Genomic DNA, 25,036 nt, shown 5'->3' on the forward strand with positions numbered 1-25,036 from the left:
AAAACGGCACGGACCTGTATAACCAATCCGTGCCCAAATAAGTAATCCAATCAAGAATTTGATAAAACATCAAAATTACAAAGTAAAATTCGAAAAATTAACGATAAAATCCATACAAAATACAGAATTCGGATACCCGATGTTTGCCACTGCCCCCAAGTTGCCCCCTGCCCCAATGATGCCCCTGAGTCTTCCGGCCCCTAAATTACGCGCTGCCGACATCGCCTACGATGCGATAGAAAGCATGATCGTCACACTGCAACTCAAGCCAGGTTCACCCATCGTTGAAGCCGATCTGGTCGACCTCACAGGTATGGGACGTACGCCGCTGCGCGAAGCATTGATGCGCATGTCATCGAACGGTCTGATTGAACAATTACCGCGCCGTGGACTAATCGTCAGCGATATCGAAGCCGCTGAACACATGACACTGATTGAGACCCGCCGCGTGATCGAACGACTGATCGCAAGCAGTGCCGCACGTCGCGCGACACCTCAGCATCGTATCGATATGGTCGAATGTGCGAATCACATGATCATTGCGGCCAAATGCGCGGATCTGAATGCGTATATGGCAGCGGATCAGGCGCTCGACCATGTAGTACACGAAGCTTGCCGCAATCCCTCTGCTGTCGCTGCTGTCGTGCCTTTAGTGATCAAATGCCGTCGTTTCTGGTATGCGTTCCAGCATGAAGGTGATATTGAAGAAGGTGCGCGCTGTCACCTGATGCTTGCCAAAGCGATCGCCAAGGGCAATGAAGAACAAGCGGTCAAAGCCGCAGAATCATTGATGGATTATCTGGAATCATTTGCGCGCAAAGTCATCAACGGCTAAGAAAACTGGTACCGACCATGCTATCCGATGCCGCCACTCCTCCTGCTGCGCCATGCGTCACGAGGAAATCGCTGCGATGCAGATCCTTTACCAATATCTGACCAATAATTTACTAAGGAAAGAAGCGGGATAAAATGTACCAGCGATACCGTTTTCGAATAATCATCTGGCATTTGCCCGCGATCCGGGCAGGCGTTTGACATTCGGTAACGCGCTGCTCAACAACCATAATTTCATCCGTATCATTTGAGGATCTGCGCGCCGGTGTTCGGTGCGTGCCATTAACAACTTCAACAAACCTGACTCGGTGATGCCAGGCATCGTATGTTCGGGGATCGTCGCATAATCAGCACCGAGTAGACGTAACTCGCGCTCGGCGATCGCTGGCTTAATCAGTACAGACACGTCTTTCAGTGGCAACCACACCACATCGTCAACCAGATAAAAGCGCAGATGGTAGCCGTCAAATACATAGTATTTGCCCTGCCATTTATTCAGCGCAGCATACTCGGCCCAATATTTGATTGCAGGAAGAATTGCCAGCAGATCGCGGGCAAATAAATGCCCCCATAAAGGCGATGTGACCACCAGTCCGATCGGGCTATATTTTTCATCAAGTCTGGCGCCGATTTTCCACGCTAGATAGGACATAGCAGAGCAAAACAGTAAGCGGAAGAAGAACGAGATCATCGCCGCTCACTAGCTATTTATTGACGTGGCAGCGGATCCAGCTCGCCCTGCTCACCTTGCGAGACATCGGTCGTTTTGCCCTGACCGAGCAATACTGGCGGCACATAGGTTGCCAGCAGATGTTCGCGGCTTGCAGGCGTCTCCAGACTGACGCGACCGAGAGCGCCACTGCGATAATCGAGTAGCAAAGTATGCGCGGCTTTTTCCAGATCCCACTCACCACCTTTGAGTCGATACGCACGTTTTTTTGCCACGCCTTCGATCACGCTGACGCCATCGATGCCTTCGGTAGAAAAACCATAACGCGCTGTGAGAAACTTAGAATAATTCAGCAATAAACGCTCTGCCAAAAAGGTCGCAACCTCTTCTTCGATCAAGGCATTCACACCGACCGCATGACTCGCCGCCAGCATCAAGCCATCGGTAGGATGCGCAATCTTTGGCCACAACATACCAGGCGTATCCACCAGAATCATATTCTTACCGAGGTACAGACGTTGCTGCACCTTGGTCACAGCAGGCTCGTCACCCACATTAGCCACACGTTTTTTCAGCAAGGCATTCATCAGCGTCGATTTACCGACGTTAGGAATCCCCATGATCATCATACGCAAAGGTTTGGTCGGCACGCCCCTATGAGGTGCCAGCGCCAGCGCCAGCCCGGGGACTTTGGCGACATCCGACGGCTTCTTGCAACTCAGCGCGACCGCGTGTACACCTTTTTGCGCATTATAAAAATCCAGCCATGCCTTGGTCGCATGCGGATCGGCCAGATCGCTTTTATTTAAAATTTTCAGACAGGGACGCTGACGAAAATTGCGCAGCTGCTCAACCATCGGATTGCAGCTCGCTTGCGGGATACGTGCATCGAGCACTTCTATCACCAGATCGGTACTTTCCATGGTCTCTGCGGCTTTTTTGCGCGCAGCGTTCATGTGGCCGGGGAACCATTGTATGGACATGCTTATTCTTCTTTTTGGTAAAACAAAGCGATATTGTACGGAAGTCTGTCGCCAAAGAGCCGGAAGTTTCTGGATTAAGCCGATAAAAGTCCAATTTTAGGGGAGTATTGGCTAATTTAGTGCCAATCCCGCATGTTTTGCGGGGTGATAAAAAAATACTCTACCCTAGTATATTTTAGTATGTCTATCTGATAAAACCTTGCAATCTGGACTTTAGCGACATCCGATTCGCGATTCTATGTCCCGCCTCAATCAGAACTGTCCATGACAGACCAGACTAGCAGAGGCGAACCAGGATCTGATGCTGATCAGTGCCAATCAGTAACGACAAAAACTTACCAGTACAAATTCTGTCTCAACCTGCCATCAATCCTAGTGGCAAGTTAAGAGCACACTAATCCGCCCCGGCAAAAGGCAGGACTCATCGTTACCCGGGAATATCAGGCTCGACCAGCGCCGCCAGTTGCACTAGCGATTCCTGCCAACCGAGGTAACACATTTCAAGCGGTATGACATCCGGAATACCCGCCTGAGTTACGCTGAGTTCCGTCCCGCACAACACAGGCCTGAGCGTCACGGTCACCTCGATCACACCCGGCAAAGCAGGATCGTCGAATTTATCGGTATAGCAAATCCGCTCATTCGGCACCAACTCCAGATACTCGCCGCCAAATGAGTGACTATTTCCGCTAGAAAAGTTATGAAACGACATACGGAATGTACCTCCGACATGGACATCCATGTGATGTACCGTGCAGGTGAAGCCATAAGGAGGAATCCACTTTGCTATGGCACCGCTCTCAAGAAAAGCGCGATACACTTTTTCAGGTTTAGTACGCAATACACGGTGCAGTTGGATGGTACGGTCAGACATAGTAGGCCTCCTTTGCAATAGGTAAAATAACCAGATCAATCTTACTTACGAACACCACCAGGCACACTGAAATCAATCTCCTCCGCCGTCGCAATTCCGTTAACGCGACCGGGATAGCTCAGCCAGGTCATCGCGATATTGAGTTCGCTGATGATGCTTGAAGCCTCAAGCTTTGTGCCATGATCGAGATCTATGCTTTTGGTCGCATGGGCATCCTTGACGAGAGTCAGATCGTATCCACGCTCCAGCGCACCGTAGGCCGTGGCGCGAATACACCAGTTGCTTGATGCCCCGGCGAGTACGATATGCGTTACGCCTAGTCTGGCAAGCTCCTCGTCTAACGCGGTTTGCTCAAACGAGGAATTGAAATGCTTGTGGATGAGCAATTCATTCTTTAGCGCCACTAACTCTGGCACCCATTGCCATTCCGGACTGTCATAGAGCAGATCCGCGTCGGCATGCTGAACCCAAATTACCGGAATCTCCTGCAGGCGAGCCCGCTCCACCGTACGTGCAATGTTCTTGATAATTCTCGACGCATCCCACGCGCCGCTCATCACACCAACCTGCACATCGACGACCAGCAAGACACTTTTATTACCGTCTCTAAGCGTTGCCATTAAAAATACCTCCAGCTGAATATTAAAAGTTCATACAATCATAAAACATGGATATGTGTTTGCGTCATTCATATTTAATCATCTCAGCAACTGTCGAAACGTCGTTACGAAGGCGTTACAATGACTGCACCAAATCGCATCAGCAAATTAAAGTCGTCCGAGGATTAGCATTTGGTCGCACATAAGCAGAGGAGCGCATCGCACCAACTACATTAAGCGCCCACAAAAATAGCGGAATTGTGTAAATCGGCTTGCGATAATCTAGCCCACTAAATATCTATTCGTGGATATTTCAACCTCACAAGATCAAACTCAAATCACTCAAATTCACCCAACTAAGTCAGAAAAATATATGATCAACCGCCGCCAATTTATCATCCAGATTAGTCTGGCAAGTAGCGCATTAGTCGGTCCTCAGCTTAGCGCAGAAAATACTCTGCTCAGTGAGAGCGATCCAACGGCAATGGGCTTGGGCTACAAGTCTGATGCGAGCAAGGTCGATAGCAAGAAATTTCCTGATTATGTCGCAGGACAAGAATGCGCGAATTGCGCTCTTTATCAGGGCAAATCTAGCGATGCCAGCGGCGCATGCTCTATCTTCCCTGATAAACTGGTCACTGCAAAAGGCTGGTGTAGCGCCTGGAATAATTTGGCATGATGCACGGATACGCCGTCGATCAATTTACATAGCGTCAACTAACAAAATACCTGCAACCGCTTAATCAGCAAGTTCAATTTTCAATCAAATCATGAGCATCGACATCCCAAAAGAAATCCGCACCAGAGCAATTTCCTCCATTGAACGTTACTTTCAGGAAAACATGGACGAGAAGATCGGCAACCTCGCTGCAGGCGCTTTACTGAGCTATTTTCTGGAAGAAATTGGTCCGGTTATTTATAACCAGGCCGTAACCGATGCGCAGCAGCGGCTAGCCGCGCGGGTGCAGGAATTAGATTTTGAGGTGCACGAAGAAGAATTTCAATACTGGCAAAAATTCGATCGCAAGCGCAAGTAAACTAGCCCATCCCAGTCAAACATTCGTCAATGAAAAGTGATAATTCCCCGGAGTATTCATCATCAATTAGGAACCGTATGCGTCTGACCTCTGGCGTTTTTATGTTTCTATTACTTGTATTAAGTTCGGTTTGCGTAGCAGAAACATACAACATGGAAACACAATTTATCGCACCAATAAAACTACCAATTAATTTAGTACCACTGGTTAATGAACATCTTGATTCACCATTTGAGAGGTATGGATGCGCTGCATCACTAAGGCAATCGTTGGAAGCCTCTTTTGTACGGCTTTCACCCACTGCTGAGCCTAGTATTTTGGTTAAACCAGCAGAATCCTGTCTTTGCGGCGTTCATACCTGCTCGTTCTGGATACTCCGGCAATGTGGCGCCACATATTGTTTTGCAGGACACTTGCATGCGCATTCCATCGAGATCAATCAAGCAACTCTGCTCAACGACTACTACGGATTAACAGGATTGCCCGGAGGTGCTACGTCCTCGGAGGCAACCCATTTTCTATTCGATGGAAAAAGTTATGTTGAGGAAAAAATAGAGCCGAAGCAAATAAAATAGCTCACTACAAATAATTACTTTTTAACCTCATCCGCCTCAAATTTTTTGATACTGTCGACAAGCTGATTCACCAGTGGATTTGGCACAGCAATCGATAGTTGATAGTGTTCGATCTCAAATCCTTTGTCCGTTTTATGTACGACACCGGATGCCTGACAGATGCCCATTTGCGTGGCTAACTGCTCGTCGAACCAGAACCAGGTTTTGTCAGACGACATGGCAATATGGCGATTGATTGCTTTAAACGCCCAGGCGCTGGGTCGTTCGAAATGGACTTTGCCCCAGGCTTTAAATTCATCGCGAGTCCAGCGTTCGGTTTTATCGGTACCTATGTACACACCGTTTTTTGCGATCTTGTCGAAATAGGCTAGACGGGAATGCGCGGCGTCGTCATGCCATTCGTCCAGAAAAACATGCAACGCCTTTATCTCGGCGGGTTGCTCTGCTTGCGACAGGGCAGGTTCTGCCACAGGCGCTGCACCGGCAATTGAGGCCATTGCAAACAAACTCGCTACAATAAAAAATATACGAAAATAATGAGAACATCGTTGGTTCATCGCGGCACTTTCGGTCGGCTTTCTGCCGGCAAAGTCTGCTGACTCGTATCAGCAGACAATAAAGGGAGTATATGCATTTTTAATGCTTTATACGCTTGCAATACGTAGAGTTTAAAATATACACTAACCAGTATAGCAATTGATCAATGTTCATAAATGGTGAGTTATACGCTGTTGCATAATCAATCTGAGATGCGACCTGAGATGCGATTTATCAGTAATTCAGATGACGATTAACGGGTCTATTTTGCTTGATCCTTCATCCCTTCAGCACAAAGGAAATTGACATGAAAGGTCGTATCCCTGCCCGCTTCGCGCCGATATTATTTGGTGGCATGCTGTCCATCATTATGGTGTCAATTATTTCTGCGGTAGTTCTTGTGGTCAGTCAGGGCATAACACCTGATTTCGCTGTACGCTGGCTCAAAAGCTTTTTGAGCACGTGGCCGATTGCGTTCCCGACGGTACTGGTGATTGCACCACTCGTGCGTAAGTGCGTGGTATATCTGACGACGGATAGTTAACCACAGTTTTTGCGGGCGAAACGTTGTAAGCGCACTCAGAAGACCAGGCTGCATGGCGTAGCGCTCAGCTAGCTCTAGCGCGTATGTAATTGTGCGATTCTTTGCTCTACATAGGCTTGCAATTCGGGACTGAGGCTGTTGCTTGACTTTGCCCGCTGGAACGCGTCAGCCGCTTCGCCAGAACGCCCGTCGGCCTGTAATGAAATTCCCAAACCCATCCACCATATTCCACTCTGTGGATTTTTCTTCAGTGCACTTAAATAGAGTTCTGCGGCTTCTTTATGACGTCCCTCACGCTGCTGTAATGCGGCCAGAAACGCGAGGTAATCTGCGCGTTCTGCGGCATAACTGACACTACGCTGCAAAGTCTCAATCGCCGATGGGACACTCACTTTTTCAACTTGTAGCCGAGCCAGTATCATCGCCAGATTGACTTGACTCTTGTCGAGCGCCAAGCCACTTTGTAGCCAGCGCATCGCCTCTTCATGACGTTTGCTGTCGATCAGTATGCTGATCAGGGTTTGTCTTGCTGCGGCATGTTGAGGATCAAATTTCAGTACCTGCTCAAGGTTGGCAATCGCATCGGCATTACGGCCTTGTTGCAGAAGGGCTCTGGCTTGCCGGTACTCGTTATCTGCTTGTTGTTGCGGTGTAATTTCTTTGACAGTTTTCACTACCGTGGCGACGGCGTTTACAGCAGATACAGCGGGAGGCGTTGTTGATGTGATTGATACTGTAGCTGATGTGTTCGACGGCGCTGCCGGAGCAAGATTTGTTTTGCCAGTTGCAGTGCGTCCGTCAGCATTACCCGACGCGCTGCTTGGCGCTAATCTGGTCGCTTGCTGTTGCTGGCGCTGATTATTGCGGTCGTCCCCTTGAGAACGGGCATTTTTTTCTGCAATCGCCCAGCGCCCCATGGCATCAAGATCCGAACTCATTTTCAGATGTAGCAATTGTGAGGATAAGGGAGGCAAAGTATCGGTATTGAGCTGCTTTTCTACCGGACTTAAAAGAGCAGCATCTGCGCCCGCCGGTATCGCTGTAGTAACTGCTGAAGTGACCGTCTTAGCAAGCGACGCAGTGGCTGGCGTAGCAGTAGAAACTACAGGCACATCAGCAGATTTTTTTTGCGCTGACGTTGCTGATGCTGTGATACCACTAATAGATCTTACAGGTTGCCAGTTCATCCAGACGGCCACACCGGCAACGATGACGATCACACTAGCGATCAGTATATTCATTAATAGGTCGGTACTGCCACTACGGTCAAACGACGTGTCAGGAATCGCCCGGACCATTGCAGGACCAGTTTCAACCGGATTAATCGCAACACCGCGTTTGTCCAGATCCTGCAACATTTGATTGATCAGACTCATTTGAAATAGATCCAGACCGAAATAAAAGCCAGCACCACCAGTCCTAGCGAGAAACGAGCAAGCCAATTACGGACACTGAACAAACTAACGCTGCCCAGAGTGTCATTAGCGGCCAGCAATACCTGGCGCAGACCAACCTGCTGCTTACCCGCGCCAAAGCTGAGCATCAGTGCCTTGTTCGCAAGTATATTCAGCAAGCGCGGAATACCACGACTACACAAAAACAGCGTGCTCAGCGCGACGGGTGTGAACAGATTATTCCGCTGGCAGCCCGCGACCGCCAGACGATGAGCAATATAGGTCTGGATTTCTTGTCTGTTCAAGGGGCTTAGATGGTAGTGGAAAGTGATGCGTTGTGCTAATTGGCGAATATCATTACGGGCGAGCTTGACGTCTAACTCGGGCTGTCCGAACAGGACAATCTGTAGCAGTTTTCTTTTTTCTGTCTCCAGATTACTCAGCAGACGCAGGGCTTCCATGGTCTCCAGAGGCAGCGCCTGCGCTTCATCAATGCATAACAAAACGCGCTTGCCTTGTCTGGCAAGATCAAGCAGACGATGGTTGATCGATTTGAGTAACTGATGCGGATCCTGATTTGCGGGTGCCCCAAGCTCATCCGCCACAGCCCGCATCAGGCTAGCCGAATCCAACAATGGATTAGGGATATAGGCAGTGAAAAAATCCGGACCCAGAACAGCCATGAATTTACGGCACAGCATTGTTTTACCGGTACCGACCTCACCAGTAATTTTGATAAAGCCTTCACCATTTTTTGCGGCAATCAACAGGGTATTTAGGGCAGCCTGAAAAGTTGCAAATAAAAAGAAATAACTCGTATCCGGCGTGATACTGAACGGGACTTCACGCAAACCAAAGTGAGACTTGTACATACCTAATTTTTTTCTATCTTCCCGCGCGGTGCCAGATTCTGAATACGGTTTTGACTTTCCAGAATGTCCTGCTCCCATGCGCCGTCGCCCTGCACGATAGTCGGTTTGATCAATATCACGAGCTCACGCTTTTGTACCACCTGATTCGTATTACGGAACAAGGCACCGACTAGTGGCACATCACCAGCCCCCGGGATCTGCGAGCGATCATTCGTCGTCGCCTGGCGCATTAGTCCGCCGATCGCAACGATACGACCATCCTGTCCGCGCACGACACTATCAGTCTCTGATACGGCACTTGATGCCAGTGGCAATGTCAGCGTACCGGAGGTTCCGAGATTCAAGGTTTTTTCTACCGTCGTAACATTGCTGACAGACGGGTGTACATGCAAGGTAATATTGCCGTTTTCATCAATCTGAGGGGTCACGTCCAGAGCCACACCGGAAAAGAATGGTTGCACCTCGACACTGGATGTCGGCGCAGAGGAACCCGTAGTAGAACTTGTACCTGCTGTAGAGGTCACTTTGGTAACGAAGAATTCGTCTTTACCGACTTTAAGCACAGCTTTTTGATTGTTCAGTGTCGCAATTCGGGGGCTGGACAAGACATGAACATTACCTTGCGACTCTAAAAAGGACAGCAGCGCAGCAAAATTACTGGTCTGAAAAGCCAATCCGAATAAGGAGCCTGCAGCGGTACTGACAGCGCCCAGTGCAGTGCCGCTGGTTGCCGTCAAACCCGTATCTGTCGCCGCCACCGTTGTCGTGCTGAGGTTGGTGCCCGGCGAAACAAACCCAAGCGATGCACGACTGTTTGGTGCTGCGTTTAAAGAAGCAAATGACGCCCAGTTAATACCAGACTGAAAGCGGTCATTCAATTCGACTTCAAGTATCTTCGCCTCCAGAATCACCTGGCGATCAACCGACAATTGGGTCGCCTTCAGATAGGCACTGACATTACGCATTTCGTCGGACATTGCACGGATCACGACAACACCGGATTGAGGACTGATGACGACCTGACGACCTTCTTTGCCGGCACCAACGATAGTGTCTAAAGACAGCTTTAACTCAGACCAAAAATCGCTGTTGGAAGTTGTTGTGATTTTGCTAGAATTAATCGACTGTGAATTGTTGCCCTGATTATTTTGGCCACCGTTATTCGTTGAACTATTACTGCTCTGCACGGAGTCAGATACTGAGCCAGAGATGACGCGGATATCGGATGTACCTTTACGGCTTGAGGCCAGATAACTGATCTGAAAAATCCTGGTCTGTAAAGTCAGCGGCTTGATATAAATACGAGTCCCCTCAACCTTGTATTCATAACCGTATAACTCTCTGATCGCGTCCAGTGTCTCCATCAGACTGACGTCTTTCAGATTCGCCGATATCGTACCGGTAACATCAGGATGAACCAGCATGTTATAGCGCGTTCCGGACACAATCCCCATAAAAAACTGATTCGCTGGGACATTAATAAAATTCAGATTAAAGCGCTCTTCTGCCGATTTGCTGGCCAATGGCAAATCTACTTTAAGATCGGGCAACAATGATAACGACACGGCTTCAGGCGCGGCTGGCTTTACTGGCACAATCGCTGCCTTGCGCATTTCTTCCTTAATCAGATCATACGTCTCTTGCTTCGATGCAGGCGTCGAGCATCCCGTTAACACGAGCAAGACCGCGGGGAATGCCGCTAGCAAAGGTGACAATAAGTTTTTTCTCATGCTGATATGCCTTTAAAGTCGTGCAATATTATTTTTTCGCATTAGCGGGAGGAGTATTTGATGCACGAGTAGGTTTTTTTTCAAAATCCGGAAATAATTTCAATGTCTGTAGTTCTTTGCCGTTGCGCAGAACAACTTCCGTCTCATTAATTTTGATCACTGTCTGCTCATTGAATTTATCATTCAGCCCAAGGGTTTTTCCACTAATGATCGCCAGCCTGCGACTGGGTGAAATCAACACTGATTGCAATACCGGGCCTGCAGCTATTTCATTGCTACCCGTCGTCGCTGGTAGCAGCAAGGTATCCGGTGGCCGTGTAGGATCCGGGATGCTTTGGGCCGCGACAAGTGCAGGCTGACTCAACAACGACAAACCCATAAACAAGCTCACAATAGGCGGGATCAAAGTCTGACGGGAGCAATGTCCGGAGTTCCTGCTAAGGTAAATCATAAATTGAGCCATTTCTTTTCCAGACTCAAGGTGAATAAAGTCAGCGTCAGGCTTGCGGTTGGATAGGTGTCTACCCGAATCCTTGCCTTACTCCAGTACACCTGTTCAGGCATTTGCTCAAGCTCACGCATGTACGTCAACATATCGAGGTAATTACCAGATACCACGATCTCAAATCCATGTTTATAAATGACACCATTTTCGGCAATCAGACCGTCAGCGGCAACGCTGGCTGGCGCACCTGCCGGAGTAATAGCCGGATTAATAACCGCTACCGCTCTGGCGTTGACATCGACTTCTTCTGCAACACTTGATACGGGCAACGTTTTCAATGATACGAGCTGCAATTTCTGATTACGCTTTAAGATATTTTCTAGCAAAGTCCCCATCTTTTCTGGTGGAATCAGATCTTTTTGCACATGCTGCATACGCTTTTCAAGTTCTGCTAACTGCTGCTGGGCGGAGAACAATCTTTGCTTATTGTCTAAATCTGGGTCAACTTGCTTGATTGTGATTTTTTGCGAGATCTCTGCTTGTATCGCGTTGATTTTCGCTTGGTCTTGCTTTATTTTTTCTGATAGCGTTTTCTGTTTTAAGAATTGCGGTTCAATAAAAAAGGTATTTGCGCCAAGCATGATCGCCATCACTAAAACGGCAAACGTAATGCATCGCTCACGCAAACTCAGTTTGTCTACCTTAGCGGCAAAGTTAATCCATTGCTGACGTAATTGTTGGTTCATTTTAGTTTGACTCCGACACCATCTGCTGCATCGGTACTGCCAGAGGATCTTAGCGAGAACTCGATAAACGGAACCTGCGTTTTTGATTTTAATAAAGCGGTGGCACCGGCATCTTGCTTATCTGCGTCAACGGATGGCATCTGCATCTGTAAAGAAGAAAAGCTTTTTCCTTGCAAGCTATTTTCTTGCTTGAGTCTGTTGACATAGACAGGCAGCAATTCAGGTTTAAGCGCCCTTCCCTGCAACCCGATATCACTACCGGCACCATCAATACTTAATCCCGTGAGCCAGACACCGTTGGGAATCTGCCTTGCAAATGCCTGTAAATAAATTGAATAACCTTTGGTGTTACCAAAATCACTTTTCTGCAGTAAATTCAAAATTTTTTGCTTGCTGGCTAATTCAGTTTCTGTTTTCAGAATTGAATTTTCGATTTGCCTGTTTTTTTGTGGCTCGACAGCATTAGCCCTTACTTTTCCCACTTTCGCTTCTGCGTCGCGTAATTGTATATTGACGATATCTGCCGTTTTGACAAAACTAGCGGTTTGTAGTGAGGTATAGATGGTGATGGCGAACACGCCTAACATCAGCAAACCCGCTGTCTGCAGCATGGTAGCAGCTGAAAAATACGTATTTTTCTTGAGAAAAATCGGATTAAAGAGATTGATCTGCTGGCTCATAACACCGTCTCTTCGTGACGTAGGGCAGCACCGATTGTCATAAAAAACGCTTGCTGACTATCCTGGTGCGCCAGCACCGGCGCTTTCGATATGTCCAACACATCTGCAAAATTCAAAACCTCTACCGCCATATAAATATTGGCGGCAAGGTAGGCCTGTAAATCTTTCGATATCTCATCGCCTAATGGTGCCAAGACCAGTTTGACCGTGGTAATAAAAGTATGCTGCCGGTCAAAATTATCGAGCGAGCGCTGCAACTCAAGCGCGATCCGCTCATAAATAGCATTTTTGCTGTCCGCATCTCTAGTCTGCAACTGCTTGAGACTGATATCAATTCGACGAGACAGATATAACTCCCCACCATAGCTGACTGTTAACAGACCGCCATTTCCATCAAATGATAACAAGGCCAGCCCCCTGCCTTCAGGTTCTAGCAGTACGGACACATTGCGCTGTGCGAGGTCAGTGATATCGATGACATCCAATGGAATACCAGCATTCTGAAAAGCTGTCTGATGGTCAGAAATAATTTGGTTGCGGGCAGCGACCGCATACATGGAGTGTGCTCTCCCCTGAATGGCTTTATCTGCCGGAATATCAAGAACGTCAATGGTGGCATCGTCAATGTGATAATCCAGCATATCTTTCAAGCGCCAGCGCATTGCATTTTTAAGTTCATCTGGCGGCACATTCGGCGACTCAACCGAGAGCAACTGAAATTCACCTTGCGATAGCATCAGACTGCATCGATAATTTTGCGCATTCAATTGTTTTTTGAGGAGCTTCAGCGTTTCTGTCGGGCTTGCTGCATTAGGAAGTGAGGTAAGCATCTCTAACACCGGCTTACCATTTGCAGGTCTGGTCACGTGTGCAACTCGCGCACAATCACGCTCCAGACTGATTGCCATCCATCCTGCATATTTCTTGTTTTTTGCAAAAAATCTCATGCACAGAATCCAAAAAATTGTTTCACTTGACGTTAAGTTAATATCGAACCAGTGTCAATCAGTGATGCGCAAAAATGATGCGCTAACGATCATAAGCAGACAGATGTCAGTGATTTTCACGCAAATAGAGAAATTCACTGGCGTTCTTGTAAATACCAAAGCTGGCTTTTGATTTTGGATTATCTACGCCTGTACCCAGCCAATTGTATTTAAGCCAGGGGAAATTAGCCGTCGTTGCAAGCGGTCCAGCTACACCAACAGCGACACACCGGTTACCTGCGGCGCTACTATCCAGATTCAGCGTCAAGTCTGTCCAGCCAAAATTGCCTGCACCGGGAGCACTTAATTTAACAGTCTGATTCGGCGCAGTACCAGTTACGGTGATTGCCGTCTCACATGCCGTCAATTGAGTTTTAGTACTCGTTGCAGGGTAGGCAAACGCCATATCGCTGGCTGCGATATTACTGCAGCTATCCAGAGTATTCAGATTCCATCCAGAAGCTGCATTCCAGTATTCCAGTCTTAACGGAACAGGCAAGGCAAGCAATTCTGATCCAGATGCGTTTGATAATTTCAATCGTCCGTGACGCATTTTGGTGCTAGCTATTTTGACAGCTTTACAGGCACCGGCTGCGTTGCTGCTCGTGCCTGCGGGGTCAGGGACGCATGTAGGATTGGTGGCATCCATGTCTCGGTCCCAAAGCGGAACAAGTCCATTATCAATGCCTGAACTTTCAGCGACGCCTAATCCAATTGACAAAGCGTCAAATGGACCATCAGGAGCTGCCAGTCGACTAAATTTATTTGCGACAAAAGAGTAGGCACCACTCACCCATGGTGTGGTTGGAGGTGCCACAATCGCCAGGCGATTAATGGCAACCGTATTAGAGCCATCCAGCATCTGTCCGGTAACGGTGGCGTGTCCATATAGCTGCTGATAGTTCAGGGTCTTCGCATTGCTGAAATTACGCGCCTCTACGGATGCAGTCAGGTTAAAAGACTGATCCATATAAATGAACCCACCTGCGGTACAAAATCCGTTGAAGGTCGTCGGTTTGACAATGGAAAAATGATCCGGAATGAATCGCCCAAATGACTGTGTTGTTTTGTTGCCGATCGAGCATCCATAACGTCCGCTCGCATCCATCACATCGGAAAGATAGGCATCGCTAGTCGTCGAGGTATTGCAATCGCAAGTGTTACTGGCAGAACAATTCGCGGGCTCGAGATCGATACTCGTGAAATTATCATCGCGAAAACTGCCAATACCTGCATACAGGTAACCGACTTCGGAATAACTTGCATTATTACTGACACTGATGGCGTTTGTAGCGACAGTCAATTTGCTCGCTGTATTCGCGAGATAAAGATTACCTACCTGCCCGCCAATCTGTTGTGTCGTTTTACTCGGATCTTGTGCAGTCAATTTCGAAACATCAAGAGCTAAGGTGCCAGTATAACCAGCGACGGGGTTGGTAGTCGCGCCCAAAGTAAAGGGCGTACCAGCCTTAATGACAGTTGCATCATTAATTGAGGCCGGTACGGCCAAGGCTGTCGTGTTCATTATCGGTGCTACAGGCCGGACGGAGAATTTATCCGACGAACACCCATAAATATTCGGTGACATATTCTGATCTCGGATACGGCAACGCAAATTTTTATACGACTGAGGAAGATTAAAGTTCGCTGGCAAAGTTTTACGTCCCGCATCGGCGGCAACAAACGTAATTGGCTGACTCGCAATAGGTGAGTTGTAGGCACTGCATAGTGCCGGAGGTGTAGTGTCATCAAAAAGTTCGACTACCACGTTCGAAGTCGCGGTGTAACTGGTTGCCTGCGATCCGTCAGCTAACAAGGCAACCACATCAAATTTGAAATCTTTTCCTGCTAACTTGGTGTAGAGCGGATTCCTTGCCGATGAATTCGTCTTCAAATTATTGTAGGGCAATTGAACGGGAGGAGGTCCAACGGTGCCAGTTTCCATGCATTCAAAATTTGCGACGCAAGGCGTATTCGCAAAAACAATAGCGCAACTAGCTATCTTGGTTGCAGTGTTATAACATTTGACGCCATTGAGAGGAAGTGAGCTTAGGCTGCTGACACCTAAGACGTATGCGCCAGCAGGTGCTGTTGGCTGCAAAGCGACCGTCGTACTAGACGCTCCTGAACCCAGTGTAAATGTAGACGGCGTAGCCGTTACAATGGGTGTTGCAGGGGTAAGCGTCAGACTGCCCGTCAAAGTACCAGAGCTCACATAGTCACTGGTATTGCATGGCACAGTAGAAGTCTTACATGCCAGCACAGTGACATTTTCCGGACATAGGGTACCAACGCCATCATGCTGAATCTCCAGATGATCATAAGGTGGCACAACTGGCGAACCAATCACAAAGTCATAACTAAAAGTATAGGTGCCAGGAGCAATGAAATCATATTCGATGCCAATCCCCGTATCCTGATAGGTCGTCGCTATGGTGTCATTCATTGAGGCGGCTTGCAATACTGAGCAGGTACTACCTGTAAAAAAAGTACTCCATCCCGAAGCACAATAATGCGAGAAAGAAAGTCCGCTGCGCTCGCGAAACGACTCAACAATGCTTACGCCACTCGGAATACTGGTGCTTGACGCACAAGTCGTACTTGGTGCTGGAGGGGGGTAAGTACCGATAACTACCGAAGCGCCCCCACCACCGTACTTCACTCCACAACCGTTGTCACTCCCCCCCAAATAGGTGTCGAATACATGGTAATAACGCACCGGATTTGCGGCACTCACAGCATAAGCGGCGGGAATAACCAGTGTTACCTCCGCCGTCATAAAGTCGAGTGGCGTCGTATAACGCCAAACCACGGTGACCTGAGGGCCGGATGTAATACCGAAGTTACCTGTTGCCGTCTGCTGGACACCAAAAGACGCCGGATTCGGTGGTGTTGTTGCCGAAATACTGTAGGTATTAAACATACCGCCAGTTGGCACAAAAGTCGTGACGCTGTGGCCAGGCCCATATACCTTCCCATTTGCTCGCAAAAATACGCCGTTATCCAGACTGGGACTCGGCGGCACAGCACCCGGACTGTAGACCTGCCCGGTGCCGTCGAGACGGGTCACTTGGATATGCGTCGTGTCTTCAACGTAGATATGTAGGCCATTAGTGGCGCTGTTACCACCAGTCGTATTAAATTCAATTCCGGCAGCAAATGCCGTAGAAATACCAACGCCCGATAACAACAGACCTATTAGGTATAGACCGTATCGACAAAAGGCTGACTTGATGAAGGACTTCATTTCGCTCACTTCCAATAACATTACGAAGGCAACACAATTGAACACCGCTTGTTCATATAAAAAATCTGCCTGATCTGTTAGACCCTTATATTTTGTAAAGTCAGTGCAATCCCCTTAGGCTGCTTGGTTAACTTAACAACTTGCACCATTCGCCACCTTACGGCAGGTATTCACACTGGCAGAAATTTGTCGCTCTACAAAATTTGATGCCGGTGATGTACCAAATGTCGCGGTCGATGTAATCTGATACACCGTAATGACGTTGCCCCCCTCAGGCTGGCTCGTGCTCTGGCAGCTCACCTGAACAGAAAATTTATATAATCCTCCGGCAAGAGTCGAAATAGTGGTCGGTGATGATGGACAAACATACTGAGTGGTAAATGGTGCCGTTGCAGGATTTGTATTTTCCGGTGCCATGATCTGATAAGTGCCCCACTCTATCCCGGTTTTTGCCGCCTGATAGGCTTTACTTCCCAATAAATCCTGCGTTGAACTGGTCTGCTCCATGGTTGAAAGGGACAGCATAAATGTTCCCAGAGCAGATAATATGACCAGTAAAAAAATCGCAGCCACCAAGGAGAAACCACGTGCGCGCACCGAGTTCATAGAATCGGCCCGATTAGCGCAACAGGCGGACTTCGCATTGTCACGGAGTAAATAAAATTCAGGGAACATTGCTGACATGAACATCATGGTAAAGCGTGACGGTTTCATTACTCTTGGTGATACCCAGCCGTATCGAGACCAGACCGGTTCTTGCTGTCACACCAGAGGCAAAGTTAAAACTACAACTGCTTACATTATCGGCCAATACAGGAGTGCTTGAGGTCACGGTCGGACAGCTACTAACACTAGAATTGATGCCATAACCGGAAAAACGATATAAGTGTCCCAGGCCATTACCTGCCGCATCTACGCCTGTTAATTTACATGCATAAAACACGGCTTGCTCTGTTCCGGAAATGACATGAAAGCGATTTGCCGGCGAGGTAAACGGAAATAATTTGGAAGGTGACAAGGTGATCTGAGTCGATGTAGCGCTTGTCGTACTGGATGCAACCACACCTGAATTATCACTATTATAAGCATCAGCACCAGTGATGCCGAGATTGTAGATGACTAGTCTGTCACCAGCGGCAGGTGCGGTACTCAGCGGGCCGATGGTCTCTACAATCGATGTTGCCACGGCCGTATCCACCACATTACCCGGTACATCGGCACGATAGCGTCCACCGGTTTTAGTCGGTAAAAATTCAATGCAGCTGGTATCAGCAGCCACTGTTCTGACGCTATTCGGTAAAGCCAGATGCAAGTCACGCGAAATACGCCTTACCGCTGTGTCGGCGATATCACTCAATTCTGTACGCCTCGCCAAATCGAAATAACCCTGTACCGGCTTTTGTATAAACACGGCAACACCTGCAGCTAATATGCCGGTGATCGTCATTACCATGATGGCTTCAACTAAGGTGAATCCTTTTTGGTAATGCTGAAAAAGCGGATGATGAGACATATCAGGGTACCGCCCGGGGTGCATAACGCAAGCGGTAAGCTGTTAGCAGTATCGTATTGGCAGCGGGATCCTTGACTGTCACATCGATCTGCAGCGCGTCATTATTATTGAGGGCAGGTGTAAAAGCAGTGGCCCCCACCTGTGTAATTGCGACTTTGGCGCTATAGCCAGTTGTGCCAACCGCGTTACCGCTGATGTCATAGATAGTCGTCGGCAAATCCAGATTGTTGTAGTCCGCCACATTATTTGCAGTGCGAGGAACACCTGCAAGATTACTTACTCTGGCGGTCACAGGTAGCACATCCTCTGAATTTGGGGCTCCACCAGTACAAGCCGCCGTGTTGGTTGCGGTACCTGCATTCGCATCATTGGGAAGACAGTAAGTAAATGCTTGCAATGTGATCTCTTCCAGCAAAGACTCGCCTATTGCAATCGCTTGTTTACGCAACATAGGATCGGCACTGGCCTTACTCGTTACATTCATCACAGATAAAATACCGACCATGGCCAGGCTGACGATGACGATAAACATGATCAGCTCAATCAGCGATATGCCCGATTGCCGATTAATGATGATAAGTTTAGTGAACATAGCCAGTGTCACTTTCTATGGTCATCGTCCGTGTGGAGCCATCACCTGTTACGCCTAAAGTAAGTGCACTGGAAAAACTCGGTTTACCAAGCGCATCAAAAGAAAAAAGTGCAGTGCCGGTAAAACTGATCGCACTAGGAGGTGTTTGCGAAAATATTTTTTGATCCGCCGGATTCAACACAGCATTGGCAAGTGTGGCCGACGAACAAGTGACCGTTGATACGTATAAAAGACAAATAGGACCTGCTGTGGAATCAATCCGGACAAATACATTTTTTCGCTGCGCAATCGCTACTTTTTGCGCATAGCGCACCATGCTTTGACTCTGGTCAAAAAAACCACGCGCATCGAAGGCTTTTTTATCGGAGAAACGGGGAATGATTGCTACGGAGAGAATACCGATTAATACCAGTACCATGATCATTTCGATCAAAGTAAATGCTGTCGCCCTTAATGAAATACAGATGGTGTTGGTTCGCATAATCAGATCGCTTACCAAATTGATATGTCTGAATCAGATGAGACGCCCGGTAATCCAGACGTGTAAGAATAAAGCTTAGCTCGATACAGTATTGATACAACATTGGTGCATATCATGACGTTGTGATCACTTAGGAAGCCCAATATTACTGGCATAAGCTCCCGACAGTGAAATCAATACAATAACGGACATGAACTAGAAAAAATTCATGTCCGCCTCATTAATATCGCAACCAGACTATCAGAATCAGGTACCAGTTATCGAGTAGGCAAATGTCACGCCGGCATTAGTGCCATCGCCATAGACAGCATTGCATGTAGCAGGAGCACTTGTCGCCGCGGCAGTATCAGTCACGATATACAAAGTTTTTGCCACTGTTGGTGCTGGCAATGCACCGACAGTTATCGTGACAGCAGGGTTAAGTAAAGCGCCTGCATCAGAGCATTTTGCTACTTTTACGCAGACATTCGCTGTTACAGTAAAATTTTTGGCTGCGCAGCCGGCATAGTTAATACCTGCGGCAGAACTAAGGGCACCGCCATAACCTTGTGCAACAGATGCATTTGCATCAGATCTCAAATCGACAAACTTAGGCAAGGCTGTTGCAGCCAAAATGCCAAGAATCACAATTACCATGACCAACTCAATAAGGGTAAAACCCGATTGTTGCTTATTCATTTGCATCTCCTGTTTTTACGTGAACTGTTACCTAATGTTTGTTTCGTGTTTGTTTCGTGCCTACTCTATTTGTAGAGCCTTTGAGTAGAAATAATAAACTCTTACTGCAACTCAATTACAAATCGTACCGGCAATAAATTTACTGATTAAATCTCGATCTCATTACACATTAACAGTTAGCAGCGGTGACACCTGCGTTACTGTATGTTGGCGCGAAACCAGCGCCGGTAGGTACGGTATAGGTTACCGCGCAAGCAGCATGCGTAGCATCAGCACTTACAGTAAAAACTGTTGCAGATGTTGCAACGGGTACATAATCGGACAATGCAACACCTGCAGCCGTCGTAAATCCGGCAGCATGACCAATCGAGGTCATCGCACTGGTCGGGTAACCATTCGCCATCAATATGGTAGAACCTTCCATCACGACCGATGTACCCGGAGCAAGCTGTTGGGTCAACTGAATAGAGTGAGCCAACACAGCCGCTGCTTTAATTGTACCCAAAGCACCATTCATCTTGGCGATGCGCGCATCTGTCTGTATTGCTGCAAACCTAGGCAAGGCTAAAGCGGCCAAAATGCCGAGGATCGTAATAACGACAATCAGTTCAATCAGCGTGAAGCCATGTTGTCGTTGGGCTGTTTTTTGATTCATGATGTACTCCAGATATTCGGATAATGACCATGCTATTAGAAGATACAGAGATACGTAAAGATATAAAAAGCATCTGAAATCAGGTTCAGTTCAGACTAGCATTTCCGTAACGCAATAGTAGCAAACAATTGTTAAAGATTGGCATTCGATCAGCGCTCAACTAGCCTGATAGTGACACTCTGTCTAAATTACAACACTCTTACGGCTGAAGCAGAATCACACCAACAGGGCGTACCCTTCCTGCCAATAGCTCACACTCGCCTCGCTGGCGCGTCTTAGCGTAAAAACGACGCATCAATTTCCCACGCATGTTCGTACAGGGGAACATTCATTTTTTGAGTGCGACTTTTCCCAGATCCCAAATCGGTAAGAAAATACCCAGAGCGAGCACCAGCACCAAAACACCTAGCCCGACAATCAGTATCGGTTCAATATTAGAGGACAAGGTTTTTAATTCGTATTCAACATCGCGCTCATACATACTGGCGATCTCGTCCATCAGATCATCCAGCTCGCCACTCTCCTCACCCACTGCGATCATCTGTAGTACGATGGGGGTAAAAATCCCTGCGACGACAGCGGTACGTAGAATGCTCTCTCCACGCTCTACACCGTCACGCATTTGCTCTATCCGGACAGATATATAGCTGTTATCGACCGTTTGGGACACAACATTAAGTGCTTGCACAATCGGCACGCCACTTTTGCTGGACAGAGCGAAGCTACGTGCAAAACGAGCCAGAGTTCCTTTGAGTATGATGCGGCCAACAATCGGGATTTTTAATTTCACTTTATCCCACTGATAACGGCCATTACGTGTGCCAACATACGTTTTGAAAGCAACGATCGAAGCTACTAGCGCAAATAAACAGACGGGCCAATACTCCACTGTGAAATTCGAAACGCCTAGTAAAATCCTGGTCATCAGAGGTAATTCTGCATTAAATCCGGCAAAAACTTTAGCGAATGCAGGAATAACAAAAATATTAATCACCGCCATCGCGAGTACCATCGCAACCATGACGAAAGTCGGATAACGCAATGCTGACTTGACGCGCTCCTTCATCTCTCTTTCAAACTCAAGATGCGCGTACAGGCGGATAAAAATATCCTCTAGTTGCCCCGTCATTTCTCCTACCCGCACCATACTGATATAAAACGTCGAAAATATATCCGGATGGCGTCGCATCGCGGCAGAGAGTTCTCGCCCACCATCCAAGGACTCACGCAGATCCAAAATTACTCTGGCAAATGATTTGTTGATTGCAGACTCTTGCAAGCCCGCTAGGCCGCGCATGATCGGCACGCCAGATTTAAGCAAGGTATAGAGCTGGCGACTAAAAAGCTGCACATCCAGCGACAATACTTTGGGCTCGGTAAATTTTTTCCACCAGGTCATTTCGCCGCTTTTAGCTGGGTGACTAGTGGGATTAATATGTATTGGTGTAATTCCGCTATTAAATAACTGACTCGCTACCGCGCCACTATCCGCGCTTTCCAAGACGCCCTCGACTAGCTCGCCGCGAGCATTTCTGGCTTTGTAAGCGAAAAAAGGCATGTTATTCCTCTAGTTGATTACTGATGCGCATTGCCTCAGCAATCGTCGTTTTACCGGCAATAGCCAAATCTACTGCATGCTTACGCAAAGTGTGTCCAGCCATCTGTTGCTGGCCGATTTTTATGAAACTTGCCGGATCCCCGTGATTTGCCGCATCCGCTACGGCTTGGGTGACTTCCAGTAACTCATAAACACCAACCCGGCCACGATATCCTGTGCCATTGCAATGACTGCAACCACGACCTTTATGGTAGGCGTATGCATCCACGTGCTCACGAAGCTCTTGCTTTAGCCACTCCCTCTCGGTAGCGCTGAGCGGTGTCGGCTCACTACAACTTTCACAGATAACCCTGACCAGCCTTTGCGCCAAGACTGCCTGCAAAGAACTGCCGACCATAAATCGTGGTACACCCATATCCATCAAACGGATTGGCGTGCTGACGGCGTCATTCGTATGCAAAGTAGACAATACCAGATGGCCTGTCATCGCAGCGCGCATACCGATTTGCGCTGTTTCCTGATCGCGCATTTCGCCGACGAGTAACACATCGGGATCCTGACGTAAGCTGGCACGCAATACTCTGGCAAAACTGAGTTCAATTTTCTCATTCACCTGCACTTGATTGATGCCTGCGAGGCGATATTCAACCGGATCTTCCACCGTAATCAGCTTACGTCCCTCTGTGTTTAATTCAGATAAGGCACCATATAAAGTCGTCGTTTTACCGCTACCGGTAGGGCCGGTGACTAAGACCAGACCATTGGGCCGATTAATGATAGAACGAAATCTTGCCAGCATATGCTTGGGCATGCCGATGCGTTCCAGATTTAGCGTACCGCCACTTTGATTCAGCAGCCGCATGACTACCGATTCACCGTATTGGGTCGGCATCGTGGAAATACGGACGTCAATCTGTTGCTGTCTTACTTTGATTACAAAGCGACCATCTTGCGGTATGCGTTTTTCTGAGATATCCATATCGGACATCAACTTCAAGCGCAGCACCATGGATGGAGCGATTTTAATATCGGTTTCAGTTTGCAGATGCAAGACACCGTCGATCCGGAAACGTATTTGCAAACGTTTTTCCTGAGGTTCTATATGGATATCCGAGGCACGTATCTGAGTTGCATCATCAAAAACTGACTGCAGTAACTTGACGACCGGAGCGTCTTCCATCCCCGGCGTGACGCTGAGCATGCCAAAATCAATATTGGTATCGCCAAGTTCTTGCTCCAGCTCTTTGGCCAATCCCGATATTTCGTCAGTACGCCGATATACCTGATCAATTGTTTGCAATAGCTCTGTTTCGTTGACGACAGCTAACAGAATTGGGGATTTGACGATGCGAGTGATTTCATCATACGCAAACAGATCGGTAGGATCGGCCATACCGACCAGTATTGCACTGCCTTGATTCTCCAGAGCGAGCGCCCTGAATCGACGGGCCTGAATCTCAGGCAGCAGCTTCACAACACCGGGACTGAGGTTGTATTGCTTCAGATTGATGTACTGGATGTTTAGCTGCTTCGCCAGTGCGCCAGATATTTGATCTTCGGTGACAAAGCCGTTTTCTACAAATACTTTACCGAGTTTTCTGCCACTGCGTTTTTGTTCAGTCAATGCTATTTGAAGCTGCTCTTCTGACATCAACTTCTGCTGGAGCAAAATTTCCCCTAAACGGACTTTCTCTGGTCTTGCCATTCGTCTTCCTTTCTAGGGTCTTCAATGCAGTGGAATGTGACTTACTCTACACAAGCAAAGAGATGCTTGCAAAGTCTTTCATCATAAACTATGCAGAAATCGTCTTTTGACACCGTCTCAATCTAATTCGGCTAGCACTTTAATATGTGCAACAACGCTGCGACCGAGTGCAGACAAGTTGTAGCCTCCTTCAAGACAGCTCACGATCCTTCCTCTTGAGTATTGTTTTGCAACCATCATGATCTGACGGGTAATCCAGCTGTAATCCGCTTCGACTAATCCCATCTGTCCCATATCGTCTTCCTTATGCGCATCAAATCCCGCAGAAATAAAAATCATCTCAGGTTGATGCTGATGTAGGGCCGGGAGCCATTTTTCGGTAATGGCCTGGCGCACAACATCACCATAGCTATGCGCTGGAATCGGCAAGTTCACCATGTTTGCGGCAGGATGATCTGTTCCGGTATAGGGATAAAAAGGGTGCTGAAAAAAACTCACCATGAGTACCCGCGGATCATCACGAAAAGCCTCTTCAGTTCCATTGCCATGGTGAACATCAAAATCGACGACGGCGACTCGCTGAAGCCCATGTACTTCCATCGCATGTTTGGCGGCGACTGCAACATTATTGAACATACAAAAACCCATGGCTTCACGTGGAGTAGCATGATGTCCAGGTGGACGAACCGAGCAAAAAGCATTGTCTAATTCACCGGCGATTACCGCATCTGTGGCCGCGATTGCTGCGCCCGCTGCACGCAGCGCAGCACGCCAAGTATAAGCATTGAGCATGGTGTCCGCATCAAGCGGGAAGTGCTGGTATTCAGAATTGACCCCGGGGCAGTTCTCGCGGATACGATAAATGGCATCCTGCGTATGTACTCTTGCCAAATCTTTTTCATCTGCGGCTGGAGCCTCTCGAAATTCCAGCAAACTATCGATACGGCTTGCAATCAACTGATCCTCAATTGCCTGCAGGCGTTCGGGTGATTCTGGATGCCACGAACCCATCTCGTGGCGTTTGCAGTCAGCGTGGGTATAAAACGCGGTTGTCATTAGTATGCTGTCGTAACAGGACTGGCGCTTCTCATCAAACGCCTA

27 protein-coding genes are annotated in these 25,036 nt (G+C 47.9%); 5 read left to right on the plus strand and 22 right to left on the minus strand.

Translation table 11 applies throughout. From position 1 onward, the window contains the following. Positions 1–139: 139 nt before the first annotated feature. Positions 140–835, plus strand: a complete 696-nt coding sequence (locus ACO0LE_RS06660) for a GntR family transcriptional regulator (protein WP_422959633.1) — start codon at positions 140–142, stop codon at positions 833–835. Between the two features lie 162 nt (positions 836–997). Here the strand turns inward: ACO0LE_RS06660 and ACO0LE_RS06665 are convergent, their stop codons facing one another. The 4 genes from ACO0LE_RS06665 to ACO0LE_RS06680 form a co-directional block, all read right to left on the minus strand. Beyond that, entirely contained in the window at positions 998–1,486 is a 489-nt protein-coding gene (locus tag ACO0LE_RS06665; RefSeq protein ID WP_422959634.1) for a hypothetical protein, read from the minus strand. Positions 1,487–1,542: 56 nt separating this feature from the next. Then, positions 1,543–2,487, minus strand: coding sequence for a ribosome biogenesis GTPase YlqF (gene ylqF / locus ACO0LE_RS06670; protein WP_422959635.1), 945 nt, complete (start codon positions 2,485–2,487; stop codon positions 1,543–1,545). A gap of 427 nt (positions 2,488–2,914) precedes the next feature. Then, positions 2,915–3,361, minus strand: a complete 447-nt coding sequence (locus ACO0LE_RS06675) for an SRPBCC family protein (RefSeq protein ID WP_422959636.1) — start codon at positions 3,359–3,361, stop codon at positions 2,915–2,917. A 41-nt stretch (positions 3,362–3,402) separates the two neighbouring features. Then, positions 3,403–3,981 (minus strand): cysteine hydrolase family protein, encoded by a 579-nt coding sequence (locus ACO0LE_RS06680; RefSeq protein WP_422959637.1) that lies wholly within the window; start codon positions 3,979–3,981, stop codon positions 3,403–3,405. A gap of 352 nt (positions 3,982–4,333) precedes the next feature. On the opposite strand from ACO0LE_RS06680, the gene ACO0LE_RS06685 reads away from it, so the two are divergent. The 3 genes from ACO0LE_RS06685 to ACO0LE_RS06695 all read left to right on the plus strand — a co-directional run bounded on the left by ACO0LE_RS06685 (position 4,334) and on the right by ACO0LE_RS06695 (position 5,572). After that, positions 4,334–4,639: a high-potential iron-sulfur protein gene (locus ACO0LE_RS06685; protein WP_422959638.1), complete on the plus strand. Its 306-nt coding sequence runs from the start codon at positions 4,334–4,336 to the stop codon at positions 4,637–4,639. A gap of 91 nt (positions 4,640–4,730) precedes the next feature. Further along, complete coding sequence (locus tag ACO0LE_RS06690; protein WP_422959639.1) at positions 4,731–4,997, plus strand: DUF2164 domain-containing protein; 267 nt, start codon at positions 4,731–4,733, stop codon at positions 4,995–4,997. 77 nt (positions 4,998–5,074) lie between these two features. Next, a complete protein-coding gene (locus ACO0LE_RS06695; protein ID WP_422959640.1) occupies positions 5,075–5,572 on the plus strand; it encodes a hypothetical protein in 498 nt (165 codons plus the stop codon). 14 nt (positions 5,573–5,586) lie between these two features. Here ACO0LE_RS06695 and ACO0LE_RS06700 read toward each other — a convergent pair whose 3' ends face one another. Next, entirely contained in the window at positions 5,587–6,069 is a 483-nt protein-coding gene (locus tag ACO0LE_RS06700) for a nuclear transport factor 2 family protein (RefSeq protein WP_422959641.1), read from the minus strand. A 347-nt stretch (positions 6,070–6,416) separates the two neighbouring features. On the opposite strand from ACO0LE_RS06700, the gene ACO0LE_RS06705 reads away from it, so the two are divergent. Next, entirely contained in the window at positions 6,417–6,653 is a 237-nt protein-coding gene (locus ACO0LE_RS06705; RefSeq protein ID WP_422959642.1) for a DUF2798 domain-containing protein, read from the plus strand. A 74-nt stretch (positions 6,654–6,727) separates the two neighbouring features. Here ACO0LE_RS06705 and ACO0LE_RS06710 read toward each other — a convergent pair whose 3' ends face one another. The 17 genes from ACO0LE_RS06710 to ACO0LE_RS06790 all read right to left on the minus strand — a co-directional run bounded on the left by ACO0LE_RS06710 (position 6,728) and on the right by ACO0LE_RS06790 (position 24,991). Next, complete coding sequence (locus tag ACO0LE_RS06710; protein WP_422959643.1) at positions 6,728–8,029, minus strand: tetratricopeptide repeat protein; 1,302 nt, start codon at positions 8,027–8,029, stop codon at positions 6,728–6,730. Continuing rightward, entirely contained in the window at positions 8,026–8,919 is an 894-nt protein-coding gene (locus ACO0LE_RS06715; protein ID WP_422959644.1) for an ExeA family protein, read from the minus strand. The genes ACO0LE_RS06710 and ACO0LE_RS06715 overlap by 4 nt, the downstream gene beginning before the upstream one ends. A gap of 2 nt (positions 8,920–8,921) precedes the next feature. Then, the gene (mshL, locus tag ACO0LE_RS06720; protein WP_422959645.1) at positions 8,922–10,649 is read right to left on the minus strand and encodes a pilus (MSHA type) biogenesis protein MshL; all 1,728 of its coding nucleotides are present in this window, start codon (positions 10,647–10,649) and stop codon (positions 8,922–8,924) included. A gap of 28 nt (positions 10,650–10,677) precedes the next feature. Then, the gene (locus ACO0LE_RS06725) at positions 10,678–11,112 is read right to left on the minus strand and encodes an MSHA biogenesis protein MshK (protein ID WP_422959646.1); all 435 of its coding nucleotides are present in this window, start codon (positions 11,110–11,112) and stop codon (positions 10,678–10,680) included. Further along, positions 11,097–11,840 (minus strand): MSHA biogenesis protein MshJ, encoded by a 744-nt coding sequence (locus ACO0LE_RS06730; RefSeq protein WP_422959647.1) that lies wholly within the window; start codon positions 11,838–11,840, stop codon positions 11,097–11,099. Before ACO0LE_RS06730 ends, ACO0LE_RS06725 begins: the two co-directional genes overlap by 16 nt. Further along, a complete protein-coding gene (locus ACO0LE_RS06735) occupies positions 11,837–12,520 on the minus strand; it encodes a PilN domain-containing protein (RefSeq protein WP_422959648.1) in 684 nt (227 codons plus the stop codon). The genes ACO0LE_RS06730 and ACO0LE_RS06735 overlap by 4 nt, the downstream gene beginning before the upstream one ends. Then, entirely contained in the window at positions 12,517–13,467 is a 951-nt protein-coding gene (locus ACO0LE_RS06740) for an agglutinin biogenesis protein MshI (protein WP_422959649.1), read from the minus strand. Before ACO0LE_RS06740 ends, ACO0LE_RS06735 begins: the two co-directional genes overlap by 4 nt. A 106-nt stretch (positions 13,468–13,573) precedes the next feature. Next, entirely contained in the window at positions 13,574–16,753 is a 3,180-nt protein-coding gene (locus ACO0LE_RS06745; protein ID WP_422959650.1) for a DUF6701 domain-containing protein, read from the minus strand. 132 nt (positions 16,754–16,885) lie between these two features. Further along, positions 16,886–17,359, minus strand: coding sequence for a hypothetical protein (locus ACO0LE_RS06750; protein ID WP_422959651.1), 474 nt, complete (start codon positions 17,357–17,359; stop codon positions 16,886–16,888). Between the two features lie 58 nt (positions 17,360–17,417). Next, positions 17,418–18,266 carry a type II secretion system protein gene (locus tag ACO0LE_RS06755; protein ID WP_422959652.1) on the minus strand — a complete coding sequence of 283 codons (849 nt, stop codon included), beginning with the start codon at positions 18,264–18,266 and terminating at the stop codon, positions 17,418–17,420. 1 nt (position 18,267) lies between these two features. After that, positions 18,268–18,858: a type IV pilus modification PilV family protein gene (locus ACO0LE_RS06760; protein ID WP_422959653.1), complete on the minus strand. Its 591-nt coding sequence runs from the start codon at positions 18,856–18,858 to the stop codon at positions 18,268–18,270. Further along, positions 18,848–19,339: a pilus assembly FimT family protein gene (locus tag ACO0LE_RS06765; RefSeq protein WP_422959654.1), complete on the minus strand. Its 492-nt coding sequence runs from the start codon at positions 19,337–19,339 to the stop codon at positions 18,848–18,850. Before ACO0LE_RS06765 ends, ACO0LE_RS06760 begins: the two co-directional genes overlap by 11 nt. 246 nt (positions 19,340–19,585) lie before the next feature. Then, complete coding sequence (locus ACO0LE_RS06770) at positions 19,586–20,017, minus strand: type II secretion system protein (protein ID WP_422959655.1); 432 nt, start codon at positions 20,015–20,017, stop codon at positions 19,586–19,588. 169 nt (positions 20,018–20,186) lie between these two features. Beyond that, entirely contained in the window at positions 20,187–20,672 is a 486-nt protein-coding gene (locus tag ACO0LE_RS06775) for a type II secretion system protein (RefSeq protein WP_422959656.1), read from the minus strand. Positions 20,673–21,000: 328 nt separating this feature from the next. Then, on the minus strand, positions 21,001–22,230 hold the full coding sequence (locus ACO0LE_RS06780) for a type II secretion system F family protein (protein WP_422959657.1): 1,230 nt from the start codon (positions 22,228–22,230) through the stop codon (positions 21,001–21,003). A 1-nt stretch (position 22,231) separates the two neighbouring features. After that, positions 22,232–23,935 (minus strand): GspE/PulE family protein, encoded by a 1,704-nt coding sequence (locus ACO0LE_RS06785; RefSeq protein WP_422959658.1) that lies wholly within the window; start codon positions 23,933–23,935, stop codon positions 22,232–22,234. Positions 23,936–24,052: 117 nt separating this feature from the next. After that, entirely contained in the window at positions 24,053–24,991 is a 939-nt protein-coding gene (locus ACO0LE_RS06790; RefSeq protein WP_422959659.1) for a histone deacetylase family protein, read from the minus strand. Positions 24,992–25,036 lie beyond the last annotated feature (45 nt).

Origin of the sequence: Undibacterium sp. Xuan67W (assembly GCF_049340165.1) — a bacterium.
Classification (GTDB): Bacteria; Pseudomonadota; Gammaproteobacteria; order Burkholderiales; family Burkholderiaceae_D; genus Undibacterium.

What these genes read in the sequence shown, in the direction of transcription:
- ACO0LE_RS06660 (WP_422959633.1), top strand. Translation starts at nt 140, where the DNA reads ATGTTTGCCACTGCCCCCAAGTTGCCCCCTGCCCCAATGATGCCCCTG.
- ACO0LE_RS06665 (WP_422959634.1), bottom strand. Translation starts at nt 1,486, where the DNA reads ATGTCCTATCTAGCGTGGAAAATCGGCGCCAGACTTGATGAAAAATAT.
- ylqF (WP_422959635.1), bottom strand. Translation starts at nt 2,487, where the DNA reads ATGTCCATACAATGGTTCCCCGGCCACATGAACGCTGCGCGCAAAAAA.
- ACO0LE_RS06675 (WP_422959636.1), bottom strand. Translation starts at nt 3,361, where the DNA reads ATGTCTGACCGTACCATCCAACTGCACCGTGTATTGCGTACTAAACCT.
- ACO0LE_RS06680 (WP_422959637.1), bottom strand. Translation starts at nt 3,981, where the DNA reads ATGGCAACGCTTAGAGACGGTAATAAAAGTGTCTTGCTGGTCGTCGAT.
- ACO0LE_RS06685 (WP_422959638.1), top strand. Translation starts at nt 4,334, where the DNA reads ATGATCAACCGCCGCCAATTTATCATCCAGATTAGTCTGGCAAGTAGC.
- ACO0LE_RS06690 (WP_422959639.1), top strand. Translation starts at nt 4,731, where the DNA reads ATGAGCATCGACATCCCAAAAGAAATCCGCACCAGAGCAATTTCCTCC.
- ACO0LE_RS06695 (WP_422959640.1), top strand. Translation starts at nt 5,075, where the DNA reads ATGCGTCTGACCTCTGGCGTTTTTATGTTTCTATTACTTGTATTAAGT.
- ACO0LE_RS06700 (WP_422959641.1), bottom strand. Translation starts at nt 6,069, where the DNA reads ATGGCCTCAATTGCCGGTGCAGCGCCTGTGGCAGAACCTGCCCTGTCG.
- ACO0LE_RS06705 (WP_422959642.1), top strand. Translation starts at nt 6,417, where the DNA reads ATGAAAGGTCGTATCCCTGCCCGCTTCGCGCCGATATTATTTGGTGGC.
- ACO0LE_RS06710 (WP_422959643.1), bottom strand. Translation starts at nt 8,029, where the DNA reads ATGAGTCTGATCAATCAAATGTTGCAGGATCTGGACAAACGCGGTGTT.
- ACO0LE_RS06715 (WP_422959644.1), bottom strand. Translation starts at nt 8,919, where the DNA reads ATGTACAAGTCTCACTTTGGTTTGCGTGAAGTCCCGTTCAGTATCACG.
- mshL (WP_422959645.1), bottom strand. Translation starts at nt 10,649, where the DNA reads ATGAGAAAAAACTTATTGTCACCTTTGCTAGCGGCATTCCCCGCGGTC.
- ACO0LE_RS06725 (WP_422959646.1), bottom strand. Translation starts at nt 11,112, where the DNA reads ATGGCTCAATTTATGATTTACCTTAGCAGGAACTCCGGACATTGCTCC.
- ACO0LE_RS06730 (WP_422959647.1), bottom strand. Translation starts at nt 11,840, where the DNA reads ATGAACCAACAATTACGTCAGCAATGGATTAACTTTGCCGCTAAGGTA.
- ACO0LE_RS06735 (WP_422959648.1), bottom strand. Translation starts at nt 12,520, where the DNA reads ATGAGCCAGCAGATCAATCTCTTTAATCCGATTTTTCTCAAGAAAAAT.
- ACO0LE_RS06740 (WP_422959649.1), bottom strand. Translation starts at nt 13,467, where the DNA reads ATGAGATTTTTTGCAAAAAACAAGAAATATGCAGGATGGATGGCAATC.
- ACO0LE_RS06745 (WP_422959650.1), bottom strand. Translation starts at nt 16,753, where the DNA reads ATGAAGTCCTTCATCAAGTCAGCCTTTTGTCGATACGGTCTATACCTA.
- ACO0LE_RS06750 (WP_422959651.1), bottom strand. Translation starts at nt 17,359, where the DNA reads ATGAACTCGGTGCGCGCACGTGGTTTCTCCTTGGTGGCTGCGATTTTT.
- ACO0LE_RS06755 (WP_422959652.1), bottom strand. Translation starts at nt 18,266, where the DNA reads ATGTCTCATCATCCGCTTTTTCAGCATTACCAAAAAGGATTCACCTTA.
- ACO0LE_RS06760 (WP_422959653.1), bottom strand. Translation starts at nt 18,858, where the DNA reads ATGTTCACTAAACTTATCATCATTAATCGGCAATCGGGCATATCGCTG.
- ACO0LE_RS06765 (WP_422959654.1), bottom strand. Translation starts at nt 19,339, where the DNA reads ATGCGAACCAACACCATCTGTATTTCATTAAGGGCGACAGCATTTACT.
- ACO0LE_RS06770 (WP_422959655.1), bottom strand. Translation starts at nt 20,017, where the DNA reads ATGAATAAGCAACAATCGGGTTTTACCCTTATTGAGTTGGTCATGGTA.
- ACO0LE_RS06775 (WP_422959656.1), bottom strand. Translation starts at nt 20,672, where the DNA reads ATGAATCAAAAAACAGCCCAACGACAACATGGCTTCACGCTGATTGAA.
- ACO0LE_RS06780 (WP_422959657.1), bottom strand. Translation starts at nt 22,230, where the DNA reads ATGCCTTTTTTCGCTTACAAAGCCAGAAATGCTCGCGGCGAGCTAGTC.
- ACO0LE_RS06785 (WP_422959658.1), bottom strand. Translation starts at nt 23,935, where the DNA reads ATGGCAAGACCAGAGAAAGTCCGTTTAGGGGAAATTTTGCTCCAGCAG.
- ACO0LE_RS06790 (WP_422959659.1), bottom strand. Translation starts at nt 24,991, where the DNA reads ATGACAACCGCGTTTTATACCCACGCTGACTGCAAACGCCACGAGATG.